A 24,464-nucleotide genomic window follows, 5' to 3' on the forward strand; every position below is an offset into this window, starting at 1 on the left:
GCATCGCACCGATCGAGGTCGAGGACGACGCCATCACCGAGCAGGATTCGGCGATCGAGCTGGCCAACATCATGCTGAGTTTCGGCCGCGTGCAGGGCGCGGCGGACACCCTCGCCGAGTTCATCCACCGCCACCCGAAGCAGGCGGTGACCCCCTGGCTGAAGCTGCTCGAGGTGTATCGCGCCGCAGGCATGCGCGCGGAGTTCGAGGAGCTGACCCGCCGCCTGCACCAGACCTTCAACGTCCGCGAGGTGGCGTGGGAAGACTACGCGCTGTCGCGCCTGTCGCCGATCTCGCTCGAGGCCCTGCCTCACATCATGCGCCAGGTGGCGCGACTGTGGGGCACGCGGTCCTGCCAGGTCTACCTGCAGAGCCTGCTGCGCGACAACCGCGGCGGCAAGCGCGAAGGACTGCCGCTCGCGGTGGTCGACGACATCCTGCTGCTCTCGGCCATGCTCGATCTCGATCTCGGCCCGCTGCCCCTGCCGGAGGAGCAGCCAGAGGCCTGAGCCGGCGCCTGTTCAGACCGGATTGTCGAGGTCGACGAACTCGGCCTCGAGGCCGCACTCCCCCCGCAGGTGGTGCGCAAGCGCCAGGACGCCGTAGCGCTCGGTCGCATGATGGCCGGCGGCGATGTAGGGCACGCCCGACTCGCGCGCCAGATGTACGGTGGGTTCCGAGATCTCGCCCGAGACGAAGAGATCGGCGCCGGCGGCGATCGCCTGTTCGAAGTAGCCCTGGGCCGCACCGGTGCACCACGCCAGCCGGCGCACCCGGCGCCCGCCCTCCCCGACCAGCATCGGCTCGCGGCCGAGGCGGGCGGCGAGCGCCCGCATGAGCTGCTCCGCAGTCTCCCCTTTCGCGGCAGGGCGCCCGATCCAGCCGAGATCGAGATCGGCGAAGCGGGCCTCCGCCTCCCAACCCATCAACTTGCCGAGTTGGGCGTTGTTGCCGAGCTCGGGGTGGACGTCGAGCGGCAGATGGTAGGCGAAAAGGCTGATGTCGTTGGCGAGCAGGGCCCGCAGCCGGCGCTTGCGGATGCCGGTGATGCGGCCGTCCTCGCCGCGCCAGAAATAGCCGTGATGCACGAGAATCGCGTCATGGCCGCCGCTCACCGCGTGGTCGACCAGCGCCTGGCTGGCGGTGACCCCGCACAGCACCCGCCTGACCTCCGCCCGTCCTTCCACTTGCAGGCCGTTTGGGCAATAATCCTTGAGCCGCGCGGGGTCGAGGAGGTTATCCAGATGGGATTGCAGCTCGATCAGGTGCATGCGGCCTCCTTTCCATTCAATCAAGTGCCGCGGCGCGCAGTCCTGCCAGCTAGCCAGCCACGCCGGGCGATCGGTCGGTAATTATATGCGCCGTCTGTGGCTCATCTTCGCTCAAGCCGTGACCGTCAGCGTCGCGATCCTGTTCGTTGTCAACACCCTCAGGCCGGAATGGCTGCGCGAGGGTGCGCCCGGCGCGGTGGTGGCGATCCTCGAAGCGCCGCCCGGACGCGATCCCGCCGGAAGCCCTGCCGCGGGCAGTTACGCCGGTGCCGCACGACGTTCGATGCCGGCGGTGGTGCACATCTTCACCACCAAGGCGATGCTCGGCCCGCGCCACCCCTTGGCCGACGACCCGGTGTTCAGACATTTCTTCGGCGACCCGAACGACCGGGACCAGCGCAGCGCCGGCCTCGGCTCCGGCGTCATCGTCAGCGCCGCCGGCTACGTCCTGACCAACAATCACGTCATCGAGGCCGCGGACGAGATCGAAGTGGCGCTCAACGACGGGCGCAAGTTCTCCGCGACCCTCGTCGGGCGCGACCCCGAGACCGACCTCGCGGTGCTGAAGATCAAAGCTGACGCCGAGCTGCCGGTGCTGGCCTTCGCCCAGGGCGAGACGGTGGAGGTCGGCGACGTCGTGCTCGCGATCGGCAACCCCTTCGGCGTCGGCCAGACGGTGACGATGGGCATCGTCTCCGCGCTCGGCCGCAGCCAGCTCGGCATCAACACCTTCGAGAACTACATCCAGACCGACGCCGCGATCAATCCCGGCAACTCGGGTGGCGCCCTGGTCGACCAGGGCGGCAACCTGGTCGGCATCAACACCGCAATCTACTCCCGCACCGGCGGCTCGCTCGGGATCGGCTTCGCCATTCCGGTGTCGATCGCGCGCAACGTGCTCGAGCAGATCGTCGCCCGTGGCGAGGTGGTACGGGGCTGGGTCGGGGTCGAGATCCAGGACATCACGCCCGAACTGGCGGAATCCTTCGGCCTCGGCGACACCCGCGGCGCGCTGATTGCGGGCGTGCTGCGCAACAGCCCTGCCGACCGCGGCGGCATCCGCCCGGGCGACGTACTGGTGGCAGTCGACGGCAAGACGGTACGCGACCCGAAGGAGATGCTCGATCTCGTCGCCGCCCTCCCCCCCGGCAAGCGCGCAGGTTTCCGCGTGCGCCGCAGCGGCGAGGAGGTCGACCTTGAAGTGGATGTAGGCCGGCGGCCCACGCCGGCGAATCGGCCGCGCTGAGGAAATCGGCGCGCGGGGCGGACGCCGTCCCCGCCCGCGAAACGATCAGCGGCCGTCGCGCTCGCCCGCCTCGATCCGATCGAGCTCGCGGTCCATGTCCTCGATCGAGGGCGGCACGTATTCCGCCCCGGCCGCCTCCGCCGCCGGTTTGCCGATCATGCGCGCGAGGAAGATGCCGAGTTCGTACAGCAGGCACATCGGTATTGCCAGCATCAGCTGGGAGATCACGTCGGGCGGAGTGACGATCGCCGCGATCACGAAGGCGCCGACGATGACGTAGGGCCTGATTTCCTTGAGCTTGGCGATGTCGACCACCCCCGCCTTGACCAGCAGGATGACCGCCACCGGCACCTCGAAGGTGATGCCGAAGGCGAGGAACATCGACATCACGAAGCCGAGGTACTGCTCGATGTCAGGCGCAGGGACGATGCTCTTCGGCGCGAATTCGGCGATGAAGCTGAACACCATGCGGAACACGAAGAAGTAGCAGAACGCCATGCCGGCGATGAACAGCAGGGTGCTGCCCAGCACCAGCGGCAGCGCGAGGCGCTTCTCATGCGCGTAGAGACCGGGCGCGATGAAGGCCCAGGCCTGGTAGAGCACCCAGGGCAGCGCCAGCACGAAGGACACCAGCAGGGTGACCTTGACCGGCACGAAGAACGGGGTGACCACGCCGGTGGCGATCATGTTCGTGCCTTCCGGCAGGGTGTCCATCATCGGCAGCGCGAGCAGGTCGTAGATATCCCCCGCCCAAGGCATCAGGCACACGAAGATGACCACGATGACGACCAACGCCCGCATCAGGCGGTCGCGCAGTTCGATCAGGTGGGCGATGAAGGTTTCGTGCTGCTCGCTCATGGCTTGTCCGCCGGCACCGGCTGTTGGGAGGCGGCATTGCCGGCCGTCTGCGGCGGGGAGGCGGGCCCGGTCGCCTCGCCGGCGACCGGGCGCATCGTCGCGCTCGACTGCGGGGCGGCGGCCTGTTGCACGTCGCCCACCGTGGCGCGCATCTCCTGCTCCGCCTTGCGCAGACCGGACTCGGCATCGGAAACCTGGCCCTTCACCGAGGTTTCCAGTTCGCGCGCCTGTTGCTGCACCTGCTCCTGCAGCTTTTTCAGCTCGTCGAGCTGCATCTCGCGCTGGATGTCGGACTTCACGTCGGAGACGTAACGCTGCAACCGGCCGAGCAGGTGCCCGCCGGTGCGCGCGACTTTCGGCAGGCGCTCGGGGCCGACCACCACCAGCAGCACGACGCCGATGACGAGAAGTTCAGTAAAACCGAAATCGAACATGTTCCGTCGCCCGGGGGCGCTGCAGGAGTGAAAGGGAAAGCGTGGAAGCGATGACGGTCAAAGCCGGCATTTCGAGGACGCGAACGTGCCACGGACGCCCGCCGGGGCAGCCGTGGCGCTCAGCGGAAATGCCTCAGGAACGGTTCTGGTCGGCCTTTTCCCGAGCCTCACCGTCGATCGTCTGTCCGCCGGAAATCTTCTGCTGCGATGCCGCGCTGTCAGCGGAGGCGTCAGCCTCCTTCATGCCGTCCTTGAAGCCCTTGACCGCGCCACCGAGGTCCGAGCCGATGTTGCGCAGCTTCTTGGTGCCGAACACCAGCAGGACGATGACCAGCACGATGAGCCAGTGCCAGATGCTGAATGAACCCATACCGCTCTCCTCAATACTTCAACATGGGCGGCAGGGGATTGGGCCCGCCCAAGATGTGAAGGTGCAGATGATACACTTCCTGCAACCCGATCCGTCCGGTGTTGACAATGGTTCTGAACCCATTTTCGCAGCCTTGTTCCCGCGCGATCTGCGCGGCGGCCACCATCAGCCGGCCCATCGCGGCTTCGTGCCTCGGCTCGAGTTCGGCCATCGAGCCGACGTGCTCCTTCGGCACCACCAGGATGTGAACCGGCGCTACCGGCGAGATGTCGTGGAAGGCGAGAACATGCTCGTCCTCATAGACCTTCCTCGCCGGAATCTCGCCGCGAACGATGCGGCAGAACAGGCAGTCGCTCATCGCGGCCTCGCTCAACCGTTGATGCGCGAACGCTTTTCGTCGATGCCGGAGATTCCCTCGCGGCGGCGAAACTCGACCAGCACATCGTCGGCCGACAGGCCGAAGTGGCCGAGCAGCACCAGCGAGTGGAACCACAGGTCGGTCACTTCGCGCACCAGATGGAGCTGATTGCCGTCCTTGGCCGCCATGATCGTCTCCGCGGCCTCTTCGGCCACCTTCTTGCAGATCGCGTCGGTGCCCTTGGCATAGAGGCTGGACACATAGGAGGACTCGGGACTGGCCTGCTTGCGGTCTACCAGGGTCTCCGAAACCCGGCGCAGCACTTCATGATCGATCACTTGTAAATCTCCTGCGGATCCTTCAGGACCGGATCGACCGCTTCCCAGCGACCGTCCGCGAAATACTTCCGGAAGAAGCAGCTGTGGCGCCCGGTGTGACAGGCGATGCCACCCAGCTGCTCCACTTTCAGCAATACCACATCGTTGTCACAATCGATGCGGACGTCGAGCACTTTCTGCACATGGCCCGACTCCTCGCCCTTGTGCCAGAGCTTGCGCCGCGAGCGCGACCAATACACCGCCTCACCGATCTCGACGGTGCGCTGCAGCGCGTCGCGGTTCATCCAGGCGAACATCAGCACGTCGCCACTCGACGCCTCCTGGGCGATGACCGGCACCAGCCCCTGGTCGTCCCAGCGGACTTCGTTCAGCCAGCGGTTGTTCGCGCTCACAGCCTGACCTCGATGCCGTGCGCGCGCATCAGTTCCTTCGCCTCGCGCACCGTATGTTCGCCGAAATGGAAGATGCTCGCCGCCAGCACCGCGTCGGCGCCGCCCAGCGTGACACCCTCGACCAGATGCTCGAGCTTGCCGACCCCGCCGCTGGCGATCACCGGGACATTGACCGCATCGGACACCGCACGCGTGAGCGCGAGGTCGAAGCCGACCCGGGTACCGTCTCGGTCCATGCTGGTGAGCAGCAGCTCGCCGGCACCGAGCGCCTCGACCCGTTTCGCCCAGTCGATCGCGTCCAGCCCGGTGTTGTGGCGCCCGCCGCGAGTGAACACCTCCCACTTGCCCGGCGCGGTCTGCTTGGCGTCGATCGCCACCACGATGCACTGGCTGCCGACCTTGTCGGCGGCCTCACGCACGAGTTCCGGATCGGTCACCGCCGCGGTGTTGATGCTGACCTTGTCGGCGCCGGCGTTGAGCAGCCGACGCACGTCGTCGACGCTGCGGATGCCGCCGCCGACGGTGAGCGGGATGAATACCTGTTCGGCCACCTGCTCGACGACGTGGAGGATGATGTCGCGCTCGTCCGAGCTGGCGGTGATGTCGAGGAAGGTCAGCTCGTCGGCGCCCTGCTCGTCGTAGCGGCGGGCGATCTCGACCGGATCGCCGGCATCGCGCAATTCGACGAAGTTGACGCCCTTGACGACGCGACCGGCATTGACGTCGAGGCAGGGGATGATGCGTTTGGCGAGCATCAGCCGGCCTGCCCGTTGAGTGCGTCGGCGCGCGCCTGGGCGGCGGCGAAGTCGAGCGTGCCCTCGTAGATCGCCCGTCCGGTGATCGCGCCGATCACCCCCTCGCCCTCGGCCGCGCACAAGGCGTCGATGTCGCGCAGGTCGGTGATGCCGCCGCTGGCGATCACCGGGATACGCAGCGCCTGCGCCAGCCGCACGGTGGCCTCGATGTTCACCCCCGACAGCATGCCGTCGCGGCCGATGTCGGTGTAGATCACCGACTCGACGCCATAGTCCTCGAACTTCTTCGCCAGATCGACGACGTCGTGGCCGGTGAGCTTGGACCAGCCGTCGACCGCCACCTTGCCGTCCTTGGCGTCGAGACCGACGATGATGTGCCCGGGGAAGGCGCTGCAGGCGTCGTGCAGGAAGCCCGGGTTCTTCACTGCCGCGGTGCCGATGATGATGTAGGTGATGCCGTTGTCGAGATAGTTCTCGATGGTATCGAGATCGCGGATGCCGCCGCCGAGCTGGACCGGGATGTCCTCGCCCACCTCGTCGGTGATCGCGCGGATCGCCGCTCCATTCTTCGGCTTGCCGGCGAAGGCGCCGTTCAGGTCCACCAGGTGCAGGCGCCGTGCCCCCTGATCGATCCAGTGGCGCGCCATCGCGGCGGGCTCCTCCGAAAATACGGTGGCATCGTCCATCTCGCCCTGTTTGAGGCGCACACAATGACCGTCCTTGAGATCGATGGCGGGAATCAGCAGCATACCGGGTCCGGAATCACGTTTAGGAAAAATCGGAGGAAAATCAATGAGAAGGCGGGACTCAAGGGACCCAGCGGATGAAGTTGGAGAGCAGGCGCAGGCCGGCCTGGGCGCTCTTTTCGGGGTGGAACTGGGCCGCGAAGATATTAGCCCGTGCTACCGCACTGGTAAAGCGGACGCCGTAGTCGGTGTGCGCCGCGGCGAGCGCTGCGTCGGCGGGCACGACGTAATAGCTGTGCACGAAGTAGAAGCGCTCACCGTCCGGGATGCCGTCCCACAGCGGATGCGGGCCATCCTGCCAGACCTCGTTCCAGCCCATCTGCGGGATCTTCAGCCGGCTGCCGTCGGGTGCGCTCATGCGCGCCTGGGGGAAGCGGACCACCTTCCCCGGCAGGATGCCGAGGCCGGCGACGTCGCCCTCGGCGCTGTGCTCGAAGAGCATCTGCTGGCCGATGCAGATACCGAGGAAGGGTTTGCCTGCAGCGGCGTCCAGCACCGCGCCACGCAGGCCGCGGGCGTCGAGCTCGCGCATGCAGTCGGGCATCGCGCCCTGGCCCGGGAACACGACGCGCTCGGCTGCGGCCACCCGCGCCGGCTCGGAGGTGATGAATACATCATGGCCGGGAGCGACGAACTCGATCGCCTTGGCGACCGAGCGCAGGTTGCCCATGCCGTAATCGATGATGGCCACGGTGGTCATCGCGGAAGTGCTCGCAGTTATAAGGGTCGAATTCGGAGAATGGAGGCAGGAACGCGCGCCGCCGATCAGCCTCGCCGCCGCGGAATCAGAGCGCGCCCTTGGTCGAGGGGATGACCCCGGCGGCGCGCTCGTCGCGCTCGGCGGCCATGCGCAGCGCCCGCCCGAAGGCCTTGAAGATGGTCTCGCACTGGTGGTGCGCGTTGTCCCCGCGCAGGTTGTCGATGTGCAGCGTGACGCCCGCGTGATTGACGAAGCCCTGGAAGAACTCGCGCGCAAGGTCGACGTCGAAGTTGCCGATCCGCGCCCGGGTGAAATTCACGAAGTAGTGCAGCCCCGGACGGCCGGAAAAGTCGACCACCACCCGGCTCAGCGCCTCGTCGAGCGGCACGTAGGAGTGACCGTAGCGTCGCACGCCCTTCTTGTCACCGAGCGCCTCGGCGAACGCCTGACCGATCGCGATGCCGACGTCCTCGACGGTATGGTGGTCGTCGATATGGGTGTCACCCTCGCAGCGAACATCGATGTCGATCAGGCCATGACGGACGATCTGATCGAGCATGTGATCGAGGAAGGGCACGCCGGTGGCGAGATTGCCCTTGCCCGTGCCGTCTAGATCGATGCGCACTGCGATGCGGGTTTCGAGGGTGTTACGGGTGACGTCGGCTTGCCGCATGACTGGGGGAGTGCTCCGGAAATCAGGAAAATCCTGGCCATGATACCATCGCCCGGCTATCCGGCTGCATCATGTAGCCGACAGCGCGGATCGCGGTCGCCCGGGACCCGCGCGGCGCTCCGCCCCCTCCCCACGCCGCACTTCGAACCCGATTGCAGACAAACACATGAGCCGCTATTGGAGCGCCATCGTCGCCGGCCTCACCCCCTACGTGCCCGGCGAACAGCCCAAGCTCGACAACCTCGTCAAGCTCAACACCAACGAACACCCCTACGGCCCTTCGCCGAAGGCGCTCGAGGCGATCCGCGCCGCCACCGGCGACGCGCTGCGCCTCTATCCCGACCCCAACGCCGACGCCCTGAAGGCGGCGCTGTCTGAGCGGCACCGCGTCACTCCGCGCCAGATCTTCGTCGGCAACGGCTCGGACGAGGTGCTCGCCCACACCTTCCTCGCCCTGCTCAAGCACGAGCGCGCGCTGTGGTTCCCCGACATCAGCTACAGCTTCTATCCGGTGTATTGCGGCCTGTACGGCATCGATCATCGCGCCGTGCCGCTCGCCGAAGACTTCTCGATCCGGGTCGAGGATTACCTGCCGACGGGTGGGGATCGGGCCGGCGCGATCATCTTTCCCAACCCGAACGCCCCCACCGGCCGCGCAATGACGCTGACCGAGGTCGATCGCATCGTCGCCGGGAATCCCGAGGCGGTGGTGGTGGTCGACGAGGCCTACGTCGACTTCGGCGCCGAGAGCGCGCTCGCCCTGGTCGACCGCTACCCCAACCTGCTGGTGGTGCACACCTTCTCGAAGAGCCGCTCGCTCGCCGGCCTGCGGGTGGGCTACGCGATCGGCCACGCCGACCTGATCGAGGCACTGGAGCGGGTGAAGAACAGCTTCAACTCCTATCCGCTCGATCGCCTGGCGATCGCCGGCGCGGTCGCCTCGGTCGAGGACGAGGACCACTTCCAGGAAAGCTGCCGCAGGGTGATCGCCACGCGCGAAAAGCTGGTGGCCGACATCCAGGCACTCGGCCTGGAGGTCCTGCCCTCAGCCGCCAACTTCATCTTCGCTCGCCACCCCGAGCGGGATGGCGCCGAGTTGAGCGCCGAATTGCGCAAGCGCGCGATCATCGTGCGCCATTTCGCCAGGCCGCGCATCGCCCAGTTCCTTCGCATCACGGTGGGTACCGACGAACAGTGCGCAATCCTGGTCAAGGCGCTGACCGAAATCCTCGGTCGCTGACCGGTCGTTCCGACCGTGACGCGGCGCTTGCCGCTGCTACCGCTACGATCGACGCCGGCGCAACGTAGCGCGCGGCGAACGCCGCGATCCGGCCCTCAGACCTTCAGCCGCATCTCTGCCGAGCGCGCGTGCGCCTGCAGCCCCTCGCCGTGGGCGAGGACGGAGGCCACCTTGCCGAGGTGCTGGGCGCCAGCCTCCGAGATGTGGACGATGCTCGTGCGCTTCTGGAAGTCGTAGGTGCCGAGCGGCGAGGAGAAGCGCGCGCTGCGCATCGTCGGCAGCACGTGGTTGGGGCCGGCGCAGTAGTCGCCGAGCGCCTCCACCGCCCAGTGGCCGACGAAGATCGCGCCCGCATGGCGGATGCGGTCGACCCAGTCCTCGGCGTCGTCGAGCGCCAGCTCGAGGTGCTCGGGCGCGATGCGGTTGGCGATCGCGCAGGCCTGCTCGAGGCTGTCCACATGGATCAGCGCGCCGCGATTGGCGAGCGACTTCGCGATCGTGTCGCGCCGTGGCATGGTCGGCAGCAGGCGGTCGATCGCCTCGCTCACCGCGTCGATGAAGCCGGCGTCGGTGCACAGCAGGATCGACTGCGCGAGCTCGTCGTGCTCCGCCTGGGCGAAGAGGTCCATCGCCACCCAGTCGGCGTGACCCGAGGCGTCGGAGATGATCAGCACCTCCGAGGGTCCGGCGACCATGTCGATGCCCACGGTGCCGAACACGCGCCGTTTGGCCTCGGCCACGTAGGCATTGCCCGGGCCGACGATCTTGTCGACCTGGGGGATGGTCTGGGTGCCGTAGGCGAGCGCCGCCACCGCCTGGGCGCCGCCGATGGTGAACACGCGGTCCACACCGGTGATCGCCGCCGCTGCCAGCACCAGCGGGTTCTTCTCGCCGCGCGGCGTGGGCACGACCATGATCAGTTCGCCGACGCCCGCGACCTTGGCCGGGATCGCGTTCATCAGCACCGAACTCGGATAGGACGCGCGCCCGCCCGGCACGTAAAGGCCGACGCGGTCGAGCGGCGTGATCTTCTGGCCCAGCCGGGTGCCGTCGGCCTCGGTGTACTCCCACGACTCGCCCTTCTGCCGCTCGTGGTACTCGCGCACGCGATCGGCGGCGATGCGCAGCGCTTCGCGCTGTTCGAGGCCGAGACCGGCGAGCGCGGCCTTCAGCTCGGACTTCGGCAGCTCGAGCTCGACCATTGCGCCGACCTCGAGATGATCGAAGCGCCGGGTGTATTCGATCACCGCAGCGTCGCCTGTGCTGCGCACCGCACGCAGGATCTCGCTCACCGCGGCGTCGATGCGATCGTCGGCCTCGGCCTCGAAGGCGAGCAGGGCATCGAGGGTGGCAAGAAAATCGGGCGCGCGGGCGTCGAGCCGGCGAATCGAGGGAGGGGCCATCGCAGGGGACTCGGTCGGCTGGGTCATCCTTTCACCGCCTGGGAAAACACATCGAGGATAGGCTGGATCAGTTCGCGCTTGGTCTTCAGCGAGGCCTGGTTCACCACCAGGCGGGAGCTGATCGACATGATTTCCTCGACCTCCTCGAGGTCGTTCGCACGCAGCGTCGCGCCCGAGGACACCAGGTCGACGATCGCGTCTGCAAGGCCGACCAGCGGCGCGAGTTCCATCGAACCGTAGAGCTTGATCAGGTCGACATGCATCGCCTTGTTGGCGAAATGCGCTTTGGCGGCGTTGATGTACTTGGTCGCCACCCGGATGCGGCCGCCCGGCCGGGTCGCCGCGCCGTAGTCGAAGCCCTTGCGCACTGCGACGCACATCCGGCAGCGCGCGATCTCGAGGTCGAGCGGCTGGTAGAGACCCGCACCGCCGTGTTCGATCAGAACGTCCTTGCCGGCGATGCCGAGGTCGGCGGCGCCATACTGGACATAGGTCGGCGTGTCGGTCGCGCGCACGATGACCAGCCTCACCTCGGGCCGATTGGTGCCGATGATGAGCTTGCGCGAGCTTTCGGGATTGTCGGTGGGGACGATGCCGGCCGCCGCCAGGAGCGGCAGGGTTTCCTCGAAGATGCGGCCCTTGGAGAGGGCAAGGGTGATGCTGGACACGGAAGACGGCCTTGTTCGTTCGGGCCCTTATTGTAACCCGGCGCAGCTTCTGTTAGCCTCGACTCGCTGGCTGAACCGCGCAGGGCGGTTCGGCCATTTTTTCGTTTCTTCAGAGCTGGAGCGCAACCGATGCAGCCGTCGATCATCGTCTCGTCAAATGACCTGGAACGCCTGGAGGGCCTGCTGACCCTCCCGCCCTTCCGTAGCCGCAACGACCTCGATGGTCTGCGCGAGGAGCTCGAGCGTGCGGACGTGCGCGAGCCGGAAGAGATGCCGGCCGACGTCATCACGATGAACAGCCGCGCCCGCTTCCTCGAGGAGAACACCGGCCGCGAGTACGAACTCACGCTCGCCTACCCCAAGGACGCCAACGCCGAGGCGAGCCGGGTATCGATCTTCTCGCCGGCGGGCAGTGCCCTGCTCGGCCTGTCGGTGGGGCAGACGATCGACTGGAAGACGGCGGACGGCAAGTCGATCCGCCTGAAGGTGCTGGAAGTCACCTGGCAGCCCGAGGCGCACGGCGAGTTCGACCTCTGAGCGGGTCATGAGCCTCGCCGCGGAGCGCGCGACGAGGCCGGGGCCAGCCTTTCAGGAAAGACGGCGAACGCTCGCGCCGAGGGCGGCGAGCTTCTCTTCCAGGCCTTCGTAGCCCCGGTCGAGATGGTAGATGCGCTCGATCTGCGTTTCGCCCTCGGCCACCAGTCCGGCGATCACCAGGCTCGCCGACGCGCGCAGATCAGTCGCCATCACCGTCGCGCCCTGCAGCCGCTCCACCCCCTGCACCACCGCGGTATTGCCGTCGATGCGGATGTCGGCGCCGAGGCGCTGCAGTTCCACCGCGTGCATGAAGCGGTTCTCGAAGATGGTCTCGCGGATCACCGAGACCCCGCTGGCGACGCAGTCCATCGCCATGAACTGCGCCTGCATGTCGGTCGGGAAGGCCGGATAGGGCGCGGTGCGCAGGTTTACCGGCGCCAGCCGCGCAGGCGCCGACAGGCGGATCGCGTCGCGCTCGGAGACGATCTCGCAGCCGGCGTCCAACAGCTTGTCGACCACCGCGTCGAGATAGCCGGTGGAGGTGCCGGTGAGGCGCACTTCGCCGCCGGTGACCGCGGCCGCGCACAGATAGGTGCCGGTCTCGATGCGGTCGGGCATGATGCGGTGGGTGGCGCCGTGCAGGCGCTCGACGCCGCGGATGCGGATGACGTCGGTGCCGGCGCCCGAGATGCGCGCGCCCATCGACACCAGGCAGTTCGCCAGGTCGACGATCTCCGGCTCGCGCGCCGCGTTCTCGATCACCGTCTCGCCCTCGGCAAGACAGGCGGCCATCATCAGGTTCTCGGTGCCGGTCACCGTCACCATGTCGGTGAACAGGCGCGCGCCCTTCAGCCGCGGCACCTTGGCGTGAACGTAGCCGTGCTCGACTGCGACCTCGGCCCCCATCGCCTGCAGGCCCTTGATGTGCTGATCCACCGGGCGGGCGCCGATCGCGCAACCGCCGGGCAGCGACACCCGCGCCTCGCCGCAGCGCGCCACCAGCGGGCCGAGCACGAGGATCGAGGCGCGCATGGTCTTGACCATCTCGTAGGGCGCGACCGGATTGTTCAGGCCGGAGGCGTCGAGGGTGACCGTGCCGCCCTCGCGCGCGACCTTCACCCCCATCTGCTCGAGCAGCGCCAGCAGGGTGCCGATGTCCTTGAGCTGGGGAAGGTTGGTGAAGGTCACCGGCTCGGCGGTGAGCAGGGCCGCGCACAGGATCGGGAGCGCGGCGTTCTTCGCACCGGAGATGGCGATCTCGCCGGAAAGCCGGCGGCCGCCCTGAATCAGGAGCTTGTCCATTCTCGCCTCACATGCCCAGTTCGCCGCGGCCTTCTTCCCACTGCTCGGGGGTGAAGGTCTGCAGTTGGAGGGCATGGATCTCGTTGCCCATCAGCTTGCCCAGGGTGGCGTACACCGTCTGGTGCTGGCGCACCCGCGACTTGCCCGCGAACGCGGCGCTGACCACGACGCCGGTGAAGTGCACCCCGTCGGCGCCGTGGATTTCGACGAACTCGCAGGGCATGCCCTGCTCGATCAGACGCTTGACTTCGCTTGCTTCGAACATGTTGATCCTCAGGCGCGCAGCTTGTAGCCCCGGGCGAGCATCGCCAGGGTCAGAGCCGAGAGCAGCAGCAGACAGGCGGCGACGACGGCGAACGACAACCAGGGCGAGGTGTCGGACTGGCCGAAGAAGCCGTAACGGAAACCGTCGATCATGAAGAAGAACGGGTTGAAATGCGAGACCTGCTGCCACACCTCGGGCAGCGAGTGGATCGAGTAGAACACCCCGGAGAGCATCGTCAGCGGCATGATCAGGAAGTTCTGGAAGGCGGCGAGCTGATCGAACTTGTCGGCCCAGATCCCGGCGACCACGCCGAGCGTGCCGAGGATCGCGCCGCCGAGCACGGCGAAGCCGAGCACCCACAGCGGATGCGCCATCGGCAGCTCGACGAAGGGCAGCGCCACCAGCCACACGCCGAGGCCGACCAGCAGCCCGCGCAGCACGGCCGCGATGACGTAGGCGGCGAAGAACTCGCGGTAGGACAGCGGCGGCAGCAGCACGAAGATGATGTTGCCGGTGATCTTGCTCTGGATCAACGAGGACGAGCTGTTGGCGAAGGCGTTCTGCAGCACCGACATCATGATCAGGCCGGGCACGAGGAAGCTGGTGTAGCCGATGTCGCCGTACACCGTGACGTGGCGGTCGAGCACATGCGAGAAGATCAGCATGAACAGCACCGCGTTGAGCACCGGCGCCAGCACGGTCTGGAAGCCGACCTTCTGGAAGCGCAGCACCTCCTTGCGCAGCAGGGTCAGGAAGCCGACCAGGGGCGTTTCGCGGATTGCGGGGTCATGCACGATTGATCACCTCCAGGAACACACGCTCGAGATCCGGCTCACCGATCTCGAGTCCGGTCACGCCCGCCTCGGCGGCGCGCAGGCGGGCGAGCAGCGGCTCGACGTCGTCGAAACCGCCGAAGTCGAACTCCACCCGCTCGTCGTTGGTCAGGGTACCGCCGAGCGCCACCGCGACCTCGGGCCGCTCGACGCGCACCTTGAGGCTGTGGGAGGCGAAGCGGCGCAGCAGGTTGGCGGTGGTGTCGAGGGCGACGATGCGACCGCCCTTGAGCATCGCGATGCGCCCGCACAGCTCCTGCGCCTCCTCGAGATAGTGGGTGGTCAGCACGATCGTGTGGCCGTCGGTGTTCAACTTGCGCACGAAGTGCCACAGCCCCTGGCGCAGCTCGACGTCGACCCCGGCGGTCGGCTCGTCGAGCACGATCACCGGCGGACGATGGACCAGGGCCTGGGCGACCAGCACGCGGCGCTTCATGCCGCCGGACAGCGCACGCATGTTCTGGTTCGCCTTCGCGGTGAGGTTCAGCCCCTCGAGGATCTCGTCGATCCAGGCGTCGTTGCGGCGGATGCCGAAGTAGCCCGACTGGATGCGCAGCAGCTCGCGCACGCTGAAGAAGGGATCGAAGACGAGTTCCTGCGGCACCACGCCGAGATTCCGGCGCGCATTGCGATAGTCGGTGACGACATCGTGCCCCATCACCTCGAGGGTGCCCGCGTCGGGACGAACCAGGCCCGACAGCGAGGAAATCAGCGTCGTCTTGCCGGCGCCGTTGGGGCCGAGCAGGCCGAAGAACTCGCCGCGCCGGACCTCGAGATCGACGTGATCGAGCGCCTGCAGGCTGCCGTAGCGCTTGCACACGCCGCTGATGCGGATCGCAACCTCGCTCATCGCGCCTCCTCCCCGGCGGCGGCCAGCAGGCCATCGACGCCGTACAGGTCCGCCAGGCTCTGCAGCCCGTCGGGCAGCGCACGGATTTCCAGGCGGTGGCCGGCCCGGCGCGCCGCCCGCTGCCAGTCGAGCAGCATCGCGACGACGACCGAGTCGGCCTCGACCAGGGCCGACAGGTCGATCGAGACATCGCCGGCGGCGAGCCGGCGGCGGCCTTCCTCGAGCACCGGCTCGACGCGCCCGAGGATGGTCAGCGCACCCTCGGGACGGAAGACCTCGGCGATCGGCGCGCTCACGACTGCGCCTGCTCGGCTTCGAGCGAGCGGTTCTTGCTCTCGAGCGAGCGGATCAGACCATCCACGCCGCCGGCGCGGACTTCCTCGGCGAAGCTGCTGCGGTAATTGGTGACCAGGCTGACGCCGGCGACGATGACATCGAACACCTTCCAGCTGTCGTCGGCCTTCTTCTCCAGCATGTAGTCGATGCCGATCGGTTGGCCGCCGGGCTGGCGCACCTCCGTACGCACCTGCACGCGGGTCTCGTCGGCGGCCATCCGGAACGGGCGGAAGTCGATCGTCTGATCGCGATACTGGGTCAGCGCGTTCGAATAGGTGCGCACGAGCAGGGTGCGGAAGGCCTCGGTGAGGCGCGCCTGCTGCTCGGGCGTGGCGCTGCGCCAGTCGCGACCGACCGCGAGCATGGTCATGCGGCGGAAGTCGAAGTGCGGCAGCACCTTGTCGTTGACCAGCCCGAGCACGCGCGCGGTGTCGCCGGACTGGATCGCCTTGTCGGCGCGCACGATCTCGAGCACCTCGTTGGTGACGTTGCGCACCAGCACGTCGGGCGTCGGCGCGGCCGCTGCGGACACGCCGGTGGCGAAGAAGAAGCAGAACAGCATCAACAGTCGTTTCATGGCTTTGACGAACTCCTCATGTTGGTGGGCGGCGCGGCCGCGAGCGACGGCGCCGGCCGGTTTCAGTTCGCGGGCGAGGTCTCGTCCTCGAACCCGTCGTCGAAATCTTCGTACACCCGGGTGGTCTCGCCGTCGGAAACCTTGTAACGGCGTTGTTCGAGATAGAAGTCGCGGGCATAGCCGTAGGCATCGAGCGTGCCCTCTTCCAGCGTCTTCTCGACGCCGAGGGCGCGCGCCCGGGCGTCTACCACGCGGGTGGCGGTCAGGCTGTTGCGGGTGCGGACCTCATCGACCGCATCGAGCGGGTCGCCGGCGAAATCCACCGGCAGCGCAAGCGTGTCGCGCACCGTGCTCGGACCAAGCAACGGCACCACGAAGTACGGCCCCTCGCCCACGCCCCAGGCGCCGAGGGTCTGGCCGAAGTCCTCGTCGTGCTTGGGCAGCCCCATGTCGCTGGCGATGTCGATCAGGCCGGCCAGCCCGAGCGTGGAGTTGAACACGAAGCGCATGGCATCGGTCCACGCGTCGGTGAACTTGCCCTGCAGCAGGTTGTTGACCGAGATCCACGGATCGCGCAGGTTGCTGAAGAAGTTGCCCGCGGCGGTGCGTGCCGGCGATGGCAGCACGGTCCGGTAGACTTCGGCCGCGGGCTTGAGCACCGCACGGTCGACCCGGTCGTTGATGGTGAACATCGCGCGGTTGTAACCCTCGAGGGGGTCATCGGGATTGTTCCGCGTGGCCGCGCAGCCGCCCAGCAGCGCCGCCGAGAGCACCACTGCCGCTGCCACACGAAACGACCTGCGGCCGGAGCTGGACCCTGCCTTCTCCCCTGTCTTCATCCGCGTGCTCATTGCGCGGGCGTCTCGCTGGCGCGGTCGAACAGGAACTGGCCGATCAGCTTTTCGAGCACCACCGCCGACTGGCTCAGCATCACGCGATCGCCGTCGCGCAGCATCTCGATGTCGCCACCGGCGTCGAGACCGATGTACTGCTCGCCGAGGAGGCCGGAGGTCAGTATCGCCGCCGACGTGTCGCTCGGGAATTCGTAGCGCGAATCGATCTCGATGCCGACCACCGCCCGGTAGCTCCCGGCGTCGAAGTCGATCGAGGAGACACGACCGACGAGCACCCCGGCGCTCTTGACCGGCGCACGCACCTTAAGCCCGCCGATGTTGTCGAATTGGGCGGTGACCACATAGGTGGGCGCCTTGTTGAACACCGAGAAATTCCCCACCTTCATGGCGAGGAAGGTCAGCGCGGCGAAGCCGATCGCGACGAAGATGCCGACCCACAGGTCGAGCGCAGTACGGTTCATCATTGACCCCGGAACATGAAGGAGGTAAGCACGAAGTCCAGTGCGAGGATCGCGAGCGAGGAGGTGACGACGGTGCGGGTGATCGCGCGCGATACGCCTTCCGCGGTGGGCTGGCAGTCGTAGCCCTCGAACACCGCGATCAGCGACACCGCGGTGCCGAAGACCACCGACTTGATCACTCCGTTCAGCACGTCGGTGCGGAAATCCACCGCTGCCTGCATCTGCGACCAGAAGGCGCCGTCGTCGACGCCGATCACCGGCACCGCGATCAGCCAGCCACCGAAGATGCCCATCGTGGAGAACATCGCCGCCAGCAGCGGCATCGAGATGACGCCACCCCAGAAGCGCGGCGCGACCACGCGGGCGAGCGGATTGACCGCCATCATGTCCATCGCCTTGAGCTGCTCGGTGGCCTTCATCAGGCCGATCTCGGCGGTCACCGCCGAGCCTGCGCGGCTGGCGAACAGCAGACCCGCCACCACGGGGCCGAGTTCGCGCAGCAGCGACAGCGCCACCATCACCCCGACCGCCTCCGAAGAGCCGTAGCGCTGCAGGATGTCGTAGCCCTGCAGGCCGAGCACGAGGCCGACGAACAGGCCGGAGACGACGATGATCAGCAGCGACAGTACGCCGCTGAAGTAGATCTCGCGGATCGTCAGATGCACCCGCCGCAGCGACTGCCCGGAATGCATCAGCACCGCGACCAGGAAGCGGGTGGCGAAGCCGAGGCGCCAGATGCCGTCGATGGTCATCGCGCCGACGGTGCGCAACGCGGAAAGCAGGCCGTTCATTGCGCCTCTCCTGCCAGCAGCGCCTCGATCGGCGTGGCCGGGTAATGGAAGGGCACCGGGCCGTCGGCCTCGGCGTTGACGAACTGGTGCACGAAGGGATCGGTCGAGGCCCGGATCTCGTCCGGCGTACCGCGGGCGACGATGCGCCCATTCGACACGAAGTAGATGTAGTCGACGATCTCCAGCGACTCGTGCACGTCGTGGGTCACCATCACCGAGCTCGCCCCGAGCGCATCGTTGAGCCGTCGGATGAGCTGGCCGACGATGCCGAGCGAGATCGGATCGAGGCCGGCGAAGGGCTCGTCGTACAGCACCAGCATCGGGTCGAGCGCCACCGCACGCGCCAGCGCAACCCGCCGCGCCATGCCGCCCGAGAGTTCCCCCGGCCGCATCGCCTGCGCGCCGCGCAGTCCGACCGCCTCGAGCTTCATGAGCACCAGATCGCGCACCAGCTCGGGCGGCAGCGCGCTGTGCTCGCGCAGCGGGAAGGCCACGTTCTCGAACACCGACATGTCGGTGAACAGGGCGCCGAACTGGAACAGCATGCCCATGCGGCGACGCATCGCGTACAGCTCGCGCTCGGACATGCGCCCGACGTCCCTGCCCGCGACCTCGACCGCCCCCGAGCCGGCCGTGAGCTGACCGCCGATCAGCCGCAGCAGCGTGGTCTTGCCACAGCCGCTGCCGCCCATGATCGCCACCAGCTGCCCACGATGCACCGTCAGGTCGATACCCGACAGCACGACGCGCTCGCCATAGGCGAAATGCACGTCGCGCAGCGAAACCAGGGGCTTGTCGGAGGGCGGAGTCATCTAGAAGGGGCTGCCGTCGTTTCAGAACCCGACATTCTAGCAGAGCGGCCGCCCCCGGGCGGGCGTGTGTTGCGTCGCAACAACGCCGCCCGGCATGCCGCAACGCTCCGTCCCGGCCACCCGGACGCGCCGCGCCTTGATATACAATCGGCAGTCCGGGCACGCCCCCGGTTCCCGCCACGGGAGGCCTGCGATGGCGCGCATGCGCTGCCGGCAATCCCTCCACAGCAGCCGAAGGAATCCGTCCCCATGCCAGCCTCATCCGACAGCCGCGTCGTCCAGCTCGCCCGCAAGGTCCTGCGCATCGAAGCCGAGGCCGTGGAAGCGCTGGCCGAACGCCTGGGCGCCGAGTTCGACCGCGCGGTCGCGTTGATCCTCGCCCGCCGCGGCCGGGTCATCGTCACCGGGGTCGGCAAGTCGGGCCACATCGCGCGCAAGCTCGCGGCGACGCTGGCGAGTACCGGCACCCCCGCCTATTTCGTGCACGCGGCCGAGGCGGCGCATGGCGACCTCGGCATGATCACGCCGGAAGACGTCGTGATCGCGCTCTCCAATTCCGGCAACAGCGAGGAGGTGCTGACCATCGTGCCGATGGTCAAGCGTCAGGGCGCGCGCCTGATCGCCATGACTGGCCGCCCCGAATCGCCGCTCGCCACCGAGGCCGACGTCCACCTCGACGCCGCGGTCTCCGAGGAAGCCTGCCCGCTCAACCTTGCGCCCACCGCCAGTACCACCGCCGCGCTCGCCCTCGGCGACGCGCTCGCGGTCGCCCTGCTCGACGCGCGCGGCTTCGGCGCCGAGGATTTCGCCCGTTCGCACCCGGGCGGCTCGCTCGGCCGCCGTCTGCTCACCCGCGTCGCCGACGTCATGCGTCCGGCCGACGCCGTGCCGGCGGTCGCGGAGGACGCCCCGCTCACACGCGCGCTGCTCGCGATGACTTCGGGCGGCATGGGCATGACCGCGATCACCGACCCCGCCGGCGCGCCGATCGGCATCTTCACCGACGGCGACCTGCGGCGCGCGCTGGAAAAAGGCTGCGACGTGCGCAGCGTCCGGCTCTCCGAGGTGATGACGCGCAACCCGCGCACGATCGGGCCGGACGCCCTCGCCGCCGAGGCGGCGGAGGCGATGGAGCGCCTGCGGGTGTCCCAGCTGATCGTGGTCGACGCCGCCGGCCGACTCGCCGGCGCGCTGACGACCCATGACCTGATGCTCGCCAAAGTCATCTGATGCTCGCGCGCCGCCAGCGCCGCGCCTGCCACTGAGCCCCCCATGCAGGCCAGCTACCGCCTCTACCCGGCCATCGCCCTCGCCCTCATCGCGGGCGGATCGATCCTGCTCGAGCAGTCGACCCGCGTCGACGATTCCGCCGGAGAGGCGGTGCGCAGCGGCGCACCGGATTTCGTCGCCGAGCGCACTCGCATCGTCGGCTTCGGCGTGGACGGCGCGGAGCGCTACGAACTGCTCGCCGAAACGATCGTGCACTTTCCCGCCGACGACACCATCCGCCTGCACCAGCCGCGCCTGCTGCTGCGCGCGATCGGCAGCGAAACCCGGATCGTCGCCCAGGGAGCGGAGGTGTCGCCGGGCGGCGAGCAGGTCGACTTCGCCGGCGGGGTGCGGGTGGATCGTCGTATCGAGGGCGATCCGCGCCCGACGACGCTACGCTCCGAAACCCTGAGCGTCTGGCCCGAAAGCCACCGCGCGCGCAGCGACACCCCGGTGCAACTGACCCAGGGCGCCTCCACCGCGACCGCGCTCGGCCTGCGCGCCGACAACCTCTTCGGCACCCTCGAACTCATCGGCAACGTCGAGGTGCATATGCCCAGCCGCCAGCAGAACCCCTCATGAAAGCCAATCTCGCCCTAGCCGCCCTCCTCCTCACCCTCGTCGCCGTGCCCGCCGGCGCTCAAAGCGCCGACCGCAACCTGCCGGTCAATATCGAGGCCGACCGCCTGCAGGTCGACGACCGCACCAAGACCCAGGTGTTCGAGGGCGATGTCATCCTCACCCAGGGCAGCCTCGTGATCCGCGGCGACAAGCTGGTCGTGAGCCAGGACGCGGCCGGCTTCCAGAAGGGCGTCGCCACCTCTTCCGGCAAGGGCCTCGCCACCTTCCGCCAGAAGCGCGAAGGCAGCAATGAATACATCGAAGGCGAGGCCGAGCGCATCGAGTACGACAGCCGCACGGAGAAGGCGCGCCTGTTCAACCGCGCGCGCGTCACCAGCGGCGGCGACCAGGTCAGCGGCCACTTCATCGAATACGACGCGATCACCGAGCAATATCTGGTCACCAACGCACCGGGCAGCGCCCCTGGCAGTGCCGGCGGGCGGGTGCGCGCGGTGATCCAGCCCAAGAGCGACCAGCCCTGAACCCGGCGTGCCACCGGCACGCCGACCTTCGATTCACGACGAGGAGACCCGCATGAGCCAAGAAATGATCAATGTCGAAACCCACGGCCGCGTCGGCCTGATCACGATCAACCGGCCGAAGGCGATGAACGCGCTGAACGACCAGGTGATGGACGAGATCGGCGCCGCGCTCGATGCCTTCGAAGCCGACGAGAACATCGGCGCAATCGTCATCACCGGTTCGGAGAAGGCCTTCGCCGCCGGTGCCGACATCGGCGCGATGGCCAGCTTCTCGTACATGGACGCCTACAAGGGCGACTACATCAGCCGCAACTGGGAGCGCGTGAAGACCTGCCGCAAGCCGGTCATCGCCGCGGTGGCGGGCTTCGCGCTCGGCGGCGGCTGCGAGCTGGCGATGATGTGCGACTTCATCCTCGCCGCCGACAGCGCGAAGTTCGGCCAGCCCGAAGTCAAGCTCGGCATCCTGCCCGGCGCCGGCGGCACCCAGCGCCTGCCGCGCGCGGTGAGCAAGGCGAAGGCGATGGAGTTGTGTCTCACCGGACGCCTGATGGACGCGACCGAAGCCGAACGCGCCGGCCTGGTGTCGCGCGTGGTGCCGGCCGACAAGCTGATCGAGGAAGCGATCGCCACCGCCACCGTGATCGCCGGCTACTCGCTGCCGGTGGTGATGATGATCAAGGAGTCGGTCAATCGCGCCTTCGAGAGCAGCCTCAACGAGGGCCTGCTGTTCGAACGCCGGGTGTTCCACTCCTGCTTCGCGCTCAACGACCAGAAGGAAGGCATGGCCGCCTTCGTCGAGAAGCGCAAGGCTGCCTTCAAGCACGACTGAAGGCCGCGCTCGCATTCATCTAAGTTACTGATGGAAAGCAATTTAAACGGTGAACGGCGGGGCCGCCTGCCGCCTTGACTTCAGCTGCCTCCCACCTATAATTGCACCGTGCTGCAATGCAACACGCGCCGGCCGCCGGCGCGTGTTGCATTGCCCGCGAACATCAGCGACACCCCACACCAGGAGATGAGAATGAGCGCTTTCAACACCCCCGAGCAGTTCGCCGCCGCCAACAAGGCCAACGTCGAAACCATGCTGAACCTCGCCAACGCCGCGTTCGCGAACGTGGAGCGCCTGGCCGCCCTGAACCTGAACACCGCGCGCTCGGTGCTGGAAGACAGCATCGCCAACGCCAAGGCCCTGCTCGCGGTGAAGGACGTGCAGGGTCTCGTGAGCCTGCAGGCCTCGCTGGCCCAGCCCCTGATCGAAAAGGCCGCCGCCTACAACCGCAGCATCTACGAGATCGCCTCGCAGGGCCAGGAAGAGGTGTCGAAGCTGTTCGAAGGCCAGATCGCCGAGCTGAACAAGAACCTCGCCACTGCGCTCGATCAGGCCGCGAAGTCGGCGCCCGCGGGCTCGGACACCGCGGTTGCCGCGATGAAGTCGGCGATCGCCGCCGCCAACAGCGCCTATGACAGCGTCAGCAAGGCGGCAAAGCAGGTCGCCGAAATCGCCGAGGCGAACGTTGCCGCCGCCACCAGCGCCACCGCCAAGGCGGTCAGCGCCGGCACCAGGACCGGGGCGAAGAAAGGCGCCTGAGCGCTGCCCCAGGGCCGCGTCTGCGGCACGTACCCTGAAAAAATGCCCCGCCGTAGCGGGGCATTTTTTATCCGCCGTTCGCGTCCTCCGGCATGACCGTCGGCGCCTGGCCCTCATAGTGATGCGGGAACAGACGCCGCATCTCGCCCTCGATCCAGGCCTCGGCGCTGCTGTTCACGACATCGGCCTTTACGCCCCGGGTCTCGATCAGCGGCCCGATGCTGACCACGATCTCGCCCGGGCGCTTGATGAAGGCATTGCGTCGCCAGAACTCGCCGGCATTGTGGGCGACCGGCACCACCGGCACCCCGGCCTTGCGCGCCAGCCAGGCGCCACCCGGCTTGAAGCGGCGGGTCGCGCCGGGAGCGACCCGCGTGCCCTCCGGGAACACGACCACCCAGAGCCCTTCCTTCAGCCGCGCACGCCCCTGCTCGATCACCTGTGAGAGCGCATCCTTGCCGGCGTTGCGGTCGATCGCGATCCCCGGGATCATCCCGAGCGCCCAGCCGAAGAAGGGCACGCGCAGCAGTTCGCGCTTGAGCACGTAGCACAGCGGCGGAAAGATCACCTGCAGCGCGATCGTCTCCCACGCCGACTGATGCTTGGCCAGCACCACCGCCGGCCCGGGCGGGATGTTCTCCGCGCCGATGACGCGATAGCGGATGCCGAGCACGTGGCGAATCAGCCACATCGCCAACGGCACCCAACTGGTAATGAGGCGGTGGCGTGTCATCGGCGGCGCCCAGAAGATCAGCAGCGCGAGGACCGCATACGGCGGCGTGATGATCGCGAGCGCGATCGCGAACAGCAGGGAACGCAAAAGGATCACGGCTGGGCTCGGGCGGTGAGTTCGGCGACCACGGCTTCGAGGTCGGGATAGATCAGGGTGTCGGGCGGCAGTTCGGGATCCTCCCGGGTACGTTCGCCCTTGCCGGTGAGGACGAGGTAGGGTCTGGCACCGACCGCGACCGCTGCCTGCAGATCGCGCAGGCTGTCGCCCACCACCGGCACACCCGCGAGCTCGACGTTGAAGCGCTCGCTGATCTGGCGCAGCAGCCCGGGCTTGGGCTTGCGGCAGTCGCAGGTGGAATCGGCAGCGTGCGGACAGAAGAAGATCGCGTCGAGCCGCCCGCCCACCTGCGCGAGGCTCTTCACCATCTTCTCGTGGATCGCGTTCAGCGTATCCATGCCGAACAGGCCGCGGCCGACCCCCGACTGGTTGGAGGCGAGCACCACCCGCCAGCCCCACTGGTTGAGGCGGGCGATCGCCTCGAGCGAACCGGGGATCGGCTTCCACTCCTCCGGCGACTTGATGAACTGCTCGGAGTCCTGGTTGATGACTCCGTCACGGTCGAGGATGATGAACTTCATTGGCATCTTCCGCTCCTTCGCAGGGATGCGCGCGGGGCTGCGGCGTGCGCCGCCCCCCGCAGG

Annotated in this window: 34 protein-coding genes; 9 read left to right on the plus strand and 25 right to left on the minus strand. The window is 67.8% G+C overall.

The window, feature by feature from the left end; all coding sequences use genetic code 11:
- Positions 1 to 509: type IV pilus assembly protein FimV (locus BB334_RS11695; protein ID WP_408646448.1), on the plus strand; the 509-nt coding region annotated here is incomplete at its 5' end.
- 12 nt (positions 510 to 521) lie between these two features.
- Here BB334_RS11695 and BB334_RS11700 read toward each other — a convergent pair.
- A complete protein-coding gene (locus BB334_RS11700; protein WP_068808673.1) occupies positions 522 to 1,271 on the minus strand; it encodes a Nif3-like dinuclear metal center hexameric protein in 750 nt (249 codons plus the stop codon).
- A gap of 85 nt (positions 1,272 to 1,356) precedes the next feature.
- Here BB334_RS11700 and BB334_RS11705 point away from each other — a divergent pair, with 85 nt between their 5' ends.
- Positions 1,357 to 2,517, plus strand: coding sequence for a Do family serine endopeptidase (locus BB334_RS11705; protein ID WP_068808674.1), 1,161 nt, complete (start codon positions 1,357 to 1,359; stop codon positions 2,515 to 2,517).
- A 45-nt stretch (positions 2,518 to 2,562) separates the two neighbouring features.
- Here the strand turns inward: BB334_RS11705 and tatC are convergent, their stop codons facing one another.
- The 10 genes from tatC to hisB all read right to left on the minus strand — a co-directional run bounded on the left by tatC (position 2,563) and on the right by hisB (position 8,141).
- Complete coding sequence (tatC, locus tag BB334_RS11710) at positions 2,563 to 3,375, minus strand: twin-arginine translocase subunit TatC (protein WP_068808675.1); 813 nt, start codon at positions 3,373 to 3,375, stop codon at positions 2,563 to 2,565.
- Positions 3,372 to 3,809 (minus strand): Sec-independent protein translocase protein TatB, encoded by a 438-nt coding sequence (tatB, locus tag BB334_RS11715; RefSeq protein WP_068808676.1) that lies wholly within the window; start codon positions 3,807 to 3,809, stop codon positions 3,372 to 3,374. Before tatB ends, tatC begins: the two co-directional genes overlap by 4 nt.
- Before the next feature lie 133 nt (positions 3,810 to 3,942).
- Positions 3,943 to 4,179: a Sec-independent protein translocase subunit TatA gene (gene tatA / locus BB334_RS11720; RefSeq protein ID WP_068808677.1), complete on the minus strand. Its 237-nt coding sequence runs from the start codon at positions 4,177 to 4,179 to the stop codon at positions 3,943 to 3,945.
- A 10-nt stretch (positions 4,180 to 4,189) separates the two neighbouring features.
- A complete protein-coding gene (locus tag BB334_RS11725; protein WP_068808678.1) occupies positions 4,190 to 4,537 on the minus strand; it encodes a histidine triad nucleotide-binding protein in 348 nt (115 codons plus the stop codon).
- 11 nt (positions 4,538 to 4,548) lie between these two features.
- Positions 4,549 to 4,875, minus strand: coding sequence for a phosphoribosyl-ATP diphosphatase (locus BB334_RS11730; RefSeq protein ID WP_068808679.1), 327 nt, complete (start codon positions 4,873 to 4,875; stop codon positions 4,549 to 4,551).
- Positions 4,872 to 5,267 carry a phosphoribosyl-AMP cyclohydrolase gene (hisI, locus tag BB334_RS11735; RefSeq protein ID WP_068808680.1) on the minus strand — a complete coding sequence of 132 codons (396 nt, stop codon included), beginning with the start codon at positions 5,265 to 5,267 and terminating at the stop codon, positions 4,872 to 4,874. The genes BB334_RS11730 and hisI overlap by 4 nt, the downstream gene beginning before the upstream one ends.
- Complete coding sequence (hisF, locus tag BB334_RS11740) at positions 5,264 to 6,022, minus strand: imidazole glycerol phosphate synthase subunit HisF (protein WP_068808681.1); 759 nt, start codon at positions 6,020 to 6,022, stop codon at positions 5,264 to 5,266. Before hisF ends, hisI begins: the two co-directional genes overlap by 4 nt.
- Positions 6,022 to 6,771, minus strand: coding sequence for a 1-(5-phosphoribosyl)-5-[(5-phosphoribosylamino)methylideneamino]imidazole-4-carboxamide isomerase (gene hisA / locus BB334_RS11745; RefSeq protein WP_068808682.1), 750 nt, complete (start codon positions 6,769 to 6,771; stop codon positions 6,022 to 6,024). Before hisA ends, hisF begins: the two co-directional genes overlap by 1 nt.
- Positions 6,772 to 6,829: 58 nt before the next feature.
- Positions 6,830 to 7,468 carry an imidazole glycerol phosphate synthase subunit HisH gene (gene hisH / locus BB334_RS11750; protein ID WP_068808683.1) on the minus strand — a complete coding sequence of 213 codons (639 nt, stop codon included), beginning with the start codon at positions 7,466 to 7,468 and terminating at the stop codon, positions 6,830 to 6,832.
- Between the two features lie 85 nt (positions 7,469 to 7,553).
- Positions 7,554 to 8,141, minus strand: coding sequence for an imidazoleglycerol-phosphate dehydratase HisB (hisB, locus tag BB334_RS11755; RefSeq protein WP_068808684.1), 588 nt, complete (start codon positions 8,139 to 8,141; stop codon positions 7,554 to 7,556).
- A 166-nt stretch (positions 8,142 to 8,307) separates the two neighbouring features.
- Here hisB and hisC point away from each other — a divergent pair, with 166 nt between their 5' ends.
- Positions 8,308 to 9,381 carry a histidinol-phosphate transaminase gene (gene hisC / locus BB334_RS11760; protein ID WP_068808685.1) on the plus strand — a complete coding sequence of 358 codons (1,074 nt, stop codon included), beginning with the start codon at positions 8,308 to 8,310 and terminating at the stop codon, positions 9,379 to 9,381.
- A gap of 95 nt (positions 9,382 to 9,476) precedes the next feature.
- Here hisC and hisD read toward each other — a convergent pair whose 3' ends face one another.
- Positions 9,477 to 10,784 carry a histidinol dehydrogenase gene (gene hisD, locus BB334_RS11765; RefSeq protein ID WP_068808686.1) on the minus strand — a complete coding sequence of 436 codons (1,308 nt, stop codon included), beginning with the start codon at positions 10,782 to 10,784 and terminating at the stop codon, positions 9,477 to 9,479.
- A gap of 23 nt (positions 10,785 to 10,807) precedes the next feature.
- A complete protein-coding gene (gene hisG, locus BB334_RS11770) occupies positions 10,808 to 11,452 on the minus strand; it encodes an ATP phosphoribosyltransferase (RefSeq protein ID WP_068808687.1) in 645 nt (214 codons plus the stop codon).
- Between the two features lie 129 nt (positions 11,453 to 11,581).
- Here hisG and rnk point away from each other — a divergent pair, with 129 nt between their 5' ends.
- A complete protein-coding gene (gene rnk, locus BB334_RS11775; protein WP_068808688.1) occupies positions 11,582 to 11,989 on the plus strand; it encodes a nucleoside diphosphate kinase regulator in 408 nt (135 codons plus the stop codon).
- Positions 11,990 to 12,040: 51 nt separating this feature from the next.
- Here rnk and murA read toward each other — a convergent pair whose 3' ends face one another.
- The 10 genes from murA to BB334_RS11825 all read right to left on the minus strand — a co-directional run bounded on the left by murA (position 12,041) and on the right by BB334_RS11825 (position 19,070).
- Positions 12,041 to 13,291: a UDP-N-acetylglucosamine 1-carboxyvinyltransferase gene (murA, locus tag BB334_RS11780; RefSeq protein WP_068808689.1), complete on the minus strand. Its 1,251-nt coding sequence runs from the start codon at positions 13,289 to 13,291 to the stop codon at positions 12,041 to 12,043.
- 7 nt (positions 13,292 to 13,298) lie between these two features.
- Positions 13,299 to 13,556, minus strand: a complete 258-nt coding sequence (locus BB334_RS11785; protein WP_068808690.1) for a BolA family protein — start codon at positions 13,554 to 13,556, stop codon at positions 13,299 to 13,301.
- Positions 13,557 to 13,564: 8 nt separating this feature from the next.
- Positions 13,565 to 14,350 (minus strand): ABC transporter permease, encoded by a 786-nt coding sequence (locus BB334_RS11790; protein WP_232756724.1) that lies wholly within the window; start codon positions 14,348 to 14,350, stop codon positions 13,565 to 13,567.
- The gene (locus BB334_RS11795) at positions 14,343 to 15,239 is read right to left on the minus strand and encodes an ABC transporter ATP-binding protein (RefSeq protein WP_068808692.1); all 897 of its coding nucleotides are present in this window, start codon (positions 15,237 to 15,239) and stop codon (positions 14,343 to 14,345) included. Before BB334_RS11795 ends, BB334_RS11790 begins: the two co-directional genes overlap by 8 nt.
- Entirely contained in the window at positions 15,236 to 15,535 is a 300-nt protein-coding gene (locus BB334_RS11800) for an STAS domain-containing protein (RefSeq protein ID WP_068808693.1), read from the minus strand. Before BB334_RS11800 ends, BB334_RS11795 begins: the two co-directional genes overlap by 4 nt.
- Positions 15,532 to 16,152, minus strand: a complete 621-nt coding sequence (locus tag BB334_RS11805) for an MlaC/ttg2D family ABC transporter substrate-binding protein (RefSeq protein WP_068808694.1) — start codon at positions 16,150 to 16,152, stop codon at positions 15,532 to 15,534. Before BB334_RS11805 ends, BB334_RS11800 begins: the two co-directional genes overlap by 4 nt.
- Positions 16,153 to 16,214: 62 nt before the next feature.
- Positions 16,215 to 16,991: an MlaA family lipoprotein gene (locus BB334_RS11810; protein WP_083200407.1), complete on the minus strand. Its 777-nt coding sequence runs from the start codon at positions 16,989 to 16,991 to the stop codon at positions 16,215 to 16,217.
- A gap of 8 nt (positions 16,992 to 16,999) precedes the next feature.
- The gene (gene mlaD / locus BB334_RS11815; protein ID WP_198531243.1) at positions 17,000 to 17,467 is read right to left on the minus strand and encodes an outer membrane lipid asymmetry maintenance protein MlaD; all 468 of its coding nucleotides are present in this window, start codon (positions 17,465 to 17,467) and stop codon (positions 17,000 to 17,002) included.
- Entirely contained in the window at positions 17,467 to 18,258 is a 792-nt protein-coding gene (gene mlaE, locus BB334_RS11820) for a lipid asymmetry maintenance ABC transporter permease subunit MlaE (protein ID WP_068808697.1), read from the minus strand. Before mlaE ends, mlaD begins: the two co-directional genes overlap by 1 nt.
- Complete coding sequence (locus tag BB334_RS11825) at positions 18,255 to 19,070, minus strand: ABC transporter ATP-binding protein (RefSeq protein WP_068808698.1); 816 nt, start codon at positions 19,068 to 19,070, stop codon at positions 18,255 to 18,257. The genes mlaE and BB334_RS11825 overlap by 4 nt, the downstream gene beginning before the upstream one ends.
- 249 nt (positions 19,071 to 19,319) lie before the next feature.
- Here BB334_RS11825 and BB334_RS11830 point away from each other — a divergent pair, with 249 nt between their 5' ends.
- From BB334_RS11830 to BB334_RS11850, 5 genes are all read left to right on the plus strand, one after another.
- Positions 19,320 to 20,300 (plus strand): KpsF/GutQ family sugar-phosphate isomerase, encoded by a 981-nt coding sequence (locus BB334_RS11830; RefSeq protein WP_068808699.1) that lies wholly within the window; start codon positions 19,320 to 19,322, stop codon positions 20,298 to 20,300.
- A 42-nt stretch (positions 20,301 to 20,342) separates the two neighbouring features.
- Positions 20,343 to 20,921 carry an LPS export ABC transporter periplasmic protein LptC gene (gene lptC / locus BB334_RS11835; RefSeq protein ID WP_068808700.1) on the plus strand — a complete coding sequence of 193 codons (579 nt, stop codon included), beginning with the start codon at positions 20,343 to 20,345 and terminating at the stop codon, positions 20,919 to 20,921.
- Positions 20,918 to 21,442, plus strand: coding sequence for a lipopolysaccharide transport periplasmic protein LptA (lptA, locus tag BB334_RS11840; protein ID WP_068808701.1), 525 nt, complete (start codon positions 20,918 to 20,920; stop codon positions 21,440 to 21,442). Before lptC ends, lptA begins: the two co-directional genes overlap by 4 nt.
- A gap of 52 nt (positions 21,443 to 21,494) precedes the next feature.
- Positions 21,495 to 22,271 (plus strand): enoyl-CoA hydratase, encoded by a 777-nt coding sequence (locus BB334_RS11845; protein WP_068808702.1) that lies wholly within the window; start codon positions 21,495 to 21,497, stop codon positions 22,269 to 22,271.
- A 192-nt stretch (positions 22,272 to 22,463) separates the two neighbouring features.
- Positions 22,464 to 23,030, plus strand: a complete 567-nt coding sequence (locus BB334_RS11850; RefSeq protein ID WP_068808703.1) for a phasin family protein — start codon at positions 22,464 to 22,466, stop codon at positions 23,028 to 23,030.
- Positions 23,031 to 23,097: 67 nt separating this feature from the next.
- On the opposite strand, the gene BB334_RS11855 is transcribed toward BB334_RS11850, so the two are convergent.
- On the minus strand, positions 23,098 to 23,859 hold the full coding sequence (locus BB334_RS11855; protein ID WP_068808704.1) for a lysophospholipid acyltransferase family protein: 762 nt from the start codon (positions 23,857 to 23,859) through the stop codon (positions 23,098 to 23,100).
- The gene (gene gmhB, locus BB334_RS11860; RefSeq protein WP_068808705.1) at positions 23,856 to 24,401 is read right to left on the minus strand and encodes a D-glycero-beta-D-manno-heptose 1,7-bisphosphate 7-phosphatase; all 546 of its coding nucleotides are present in this window, start codon (positions 24,399 to 24,401) and stop codon (positions 23,856 to 23,858) included. The genes BB334_RS11855 and gmhB overlap by 4 nt, the downstream gene beginning before the upstream one ends.
- Positions 24,402 to 24,464 lie beyond the last annotated feature (63 nt).

Origin of the sequence: Thauera phenolivorans (assembly GCF_001696715.1) — a bacterium.
Classification (GTDB): Bacteria; Pseudomonadota; Gammaproteobacteria; order Burkholderiales; family Rhodocyclaceae; genus Thauera; species Thauera phenolivorans.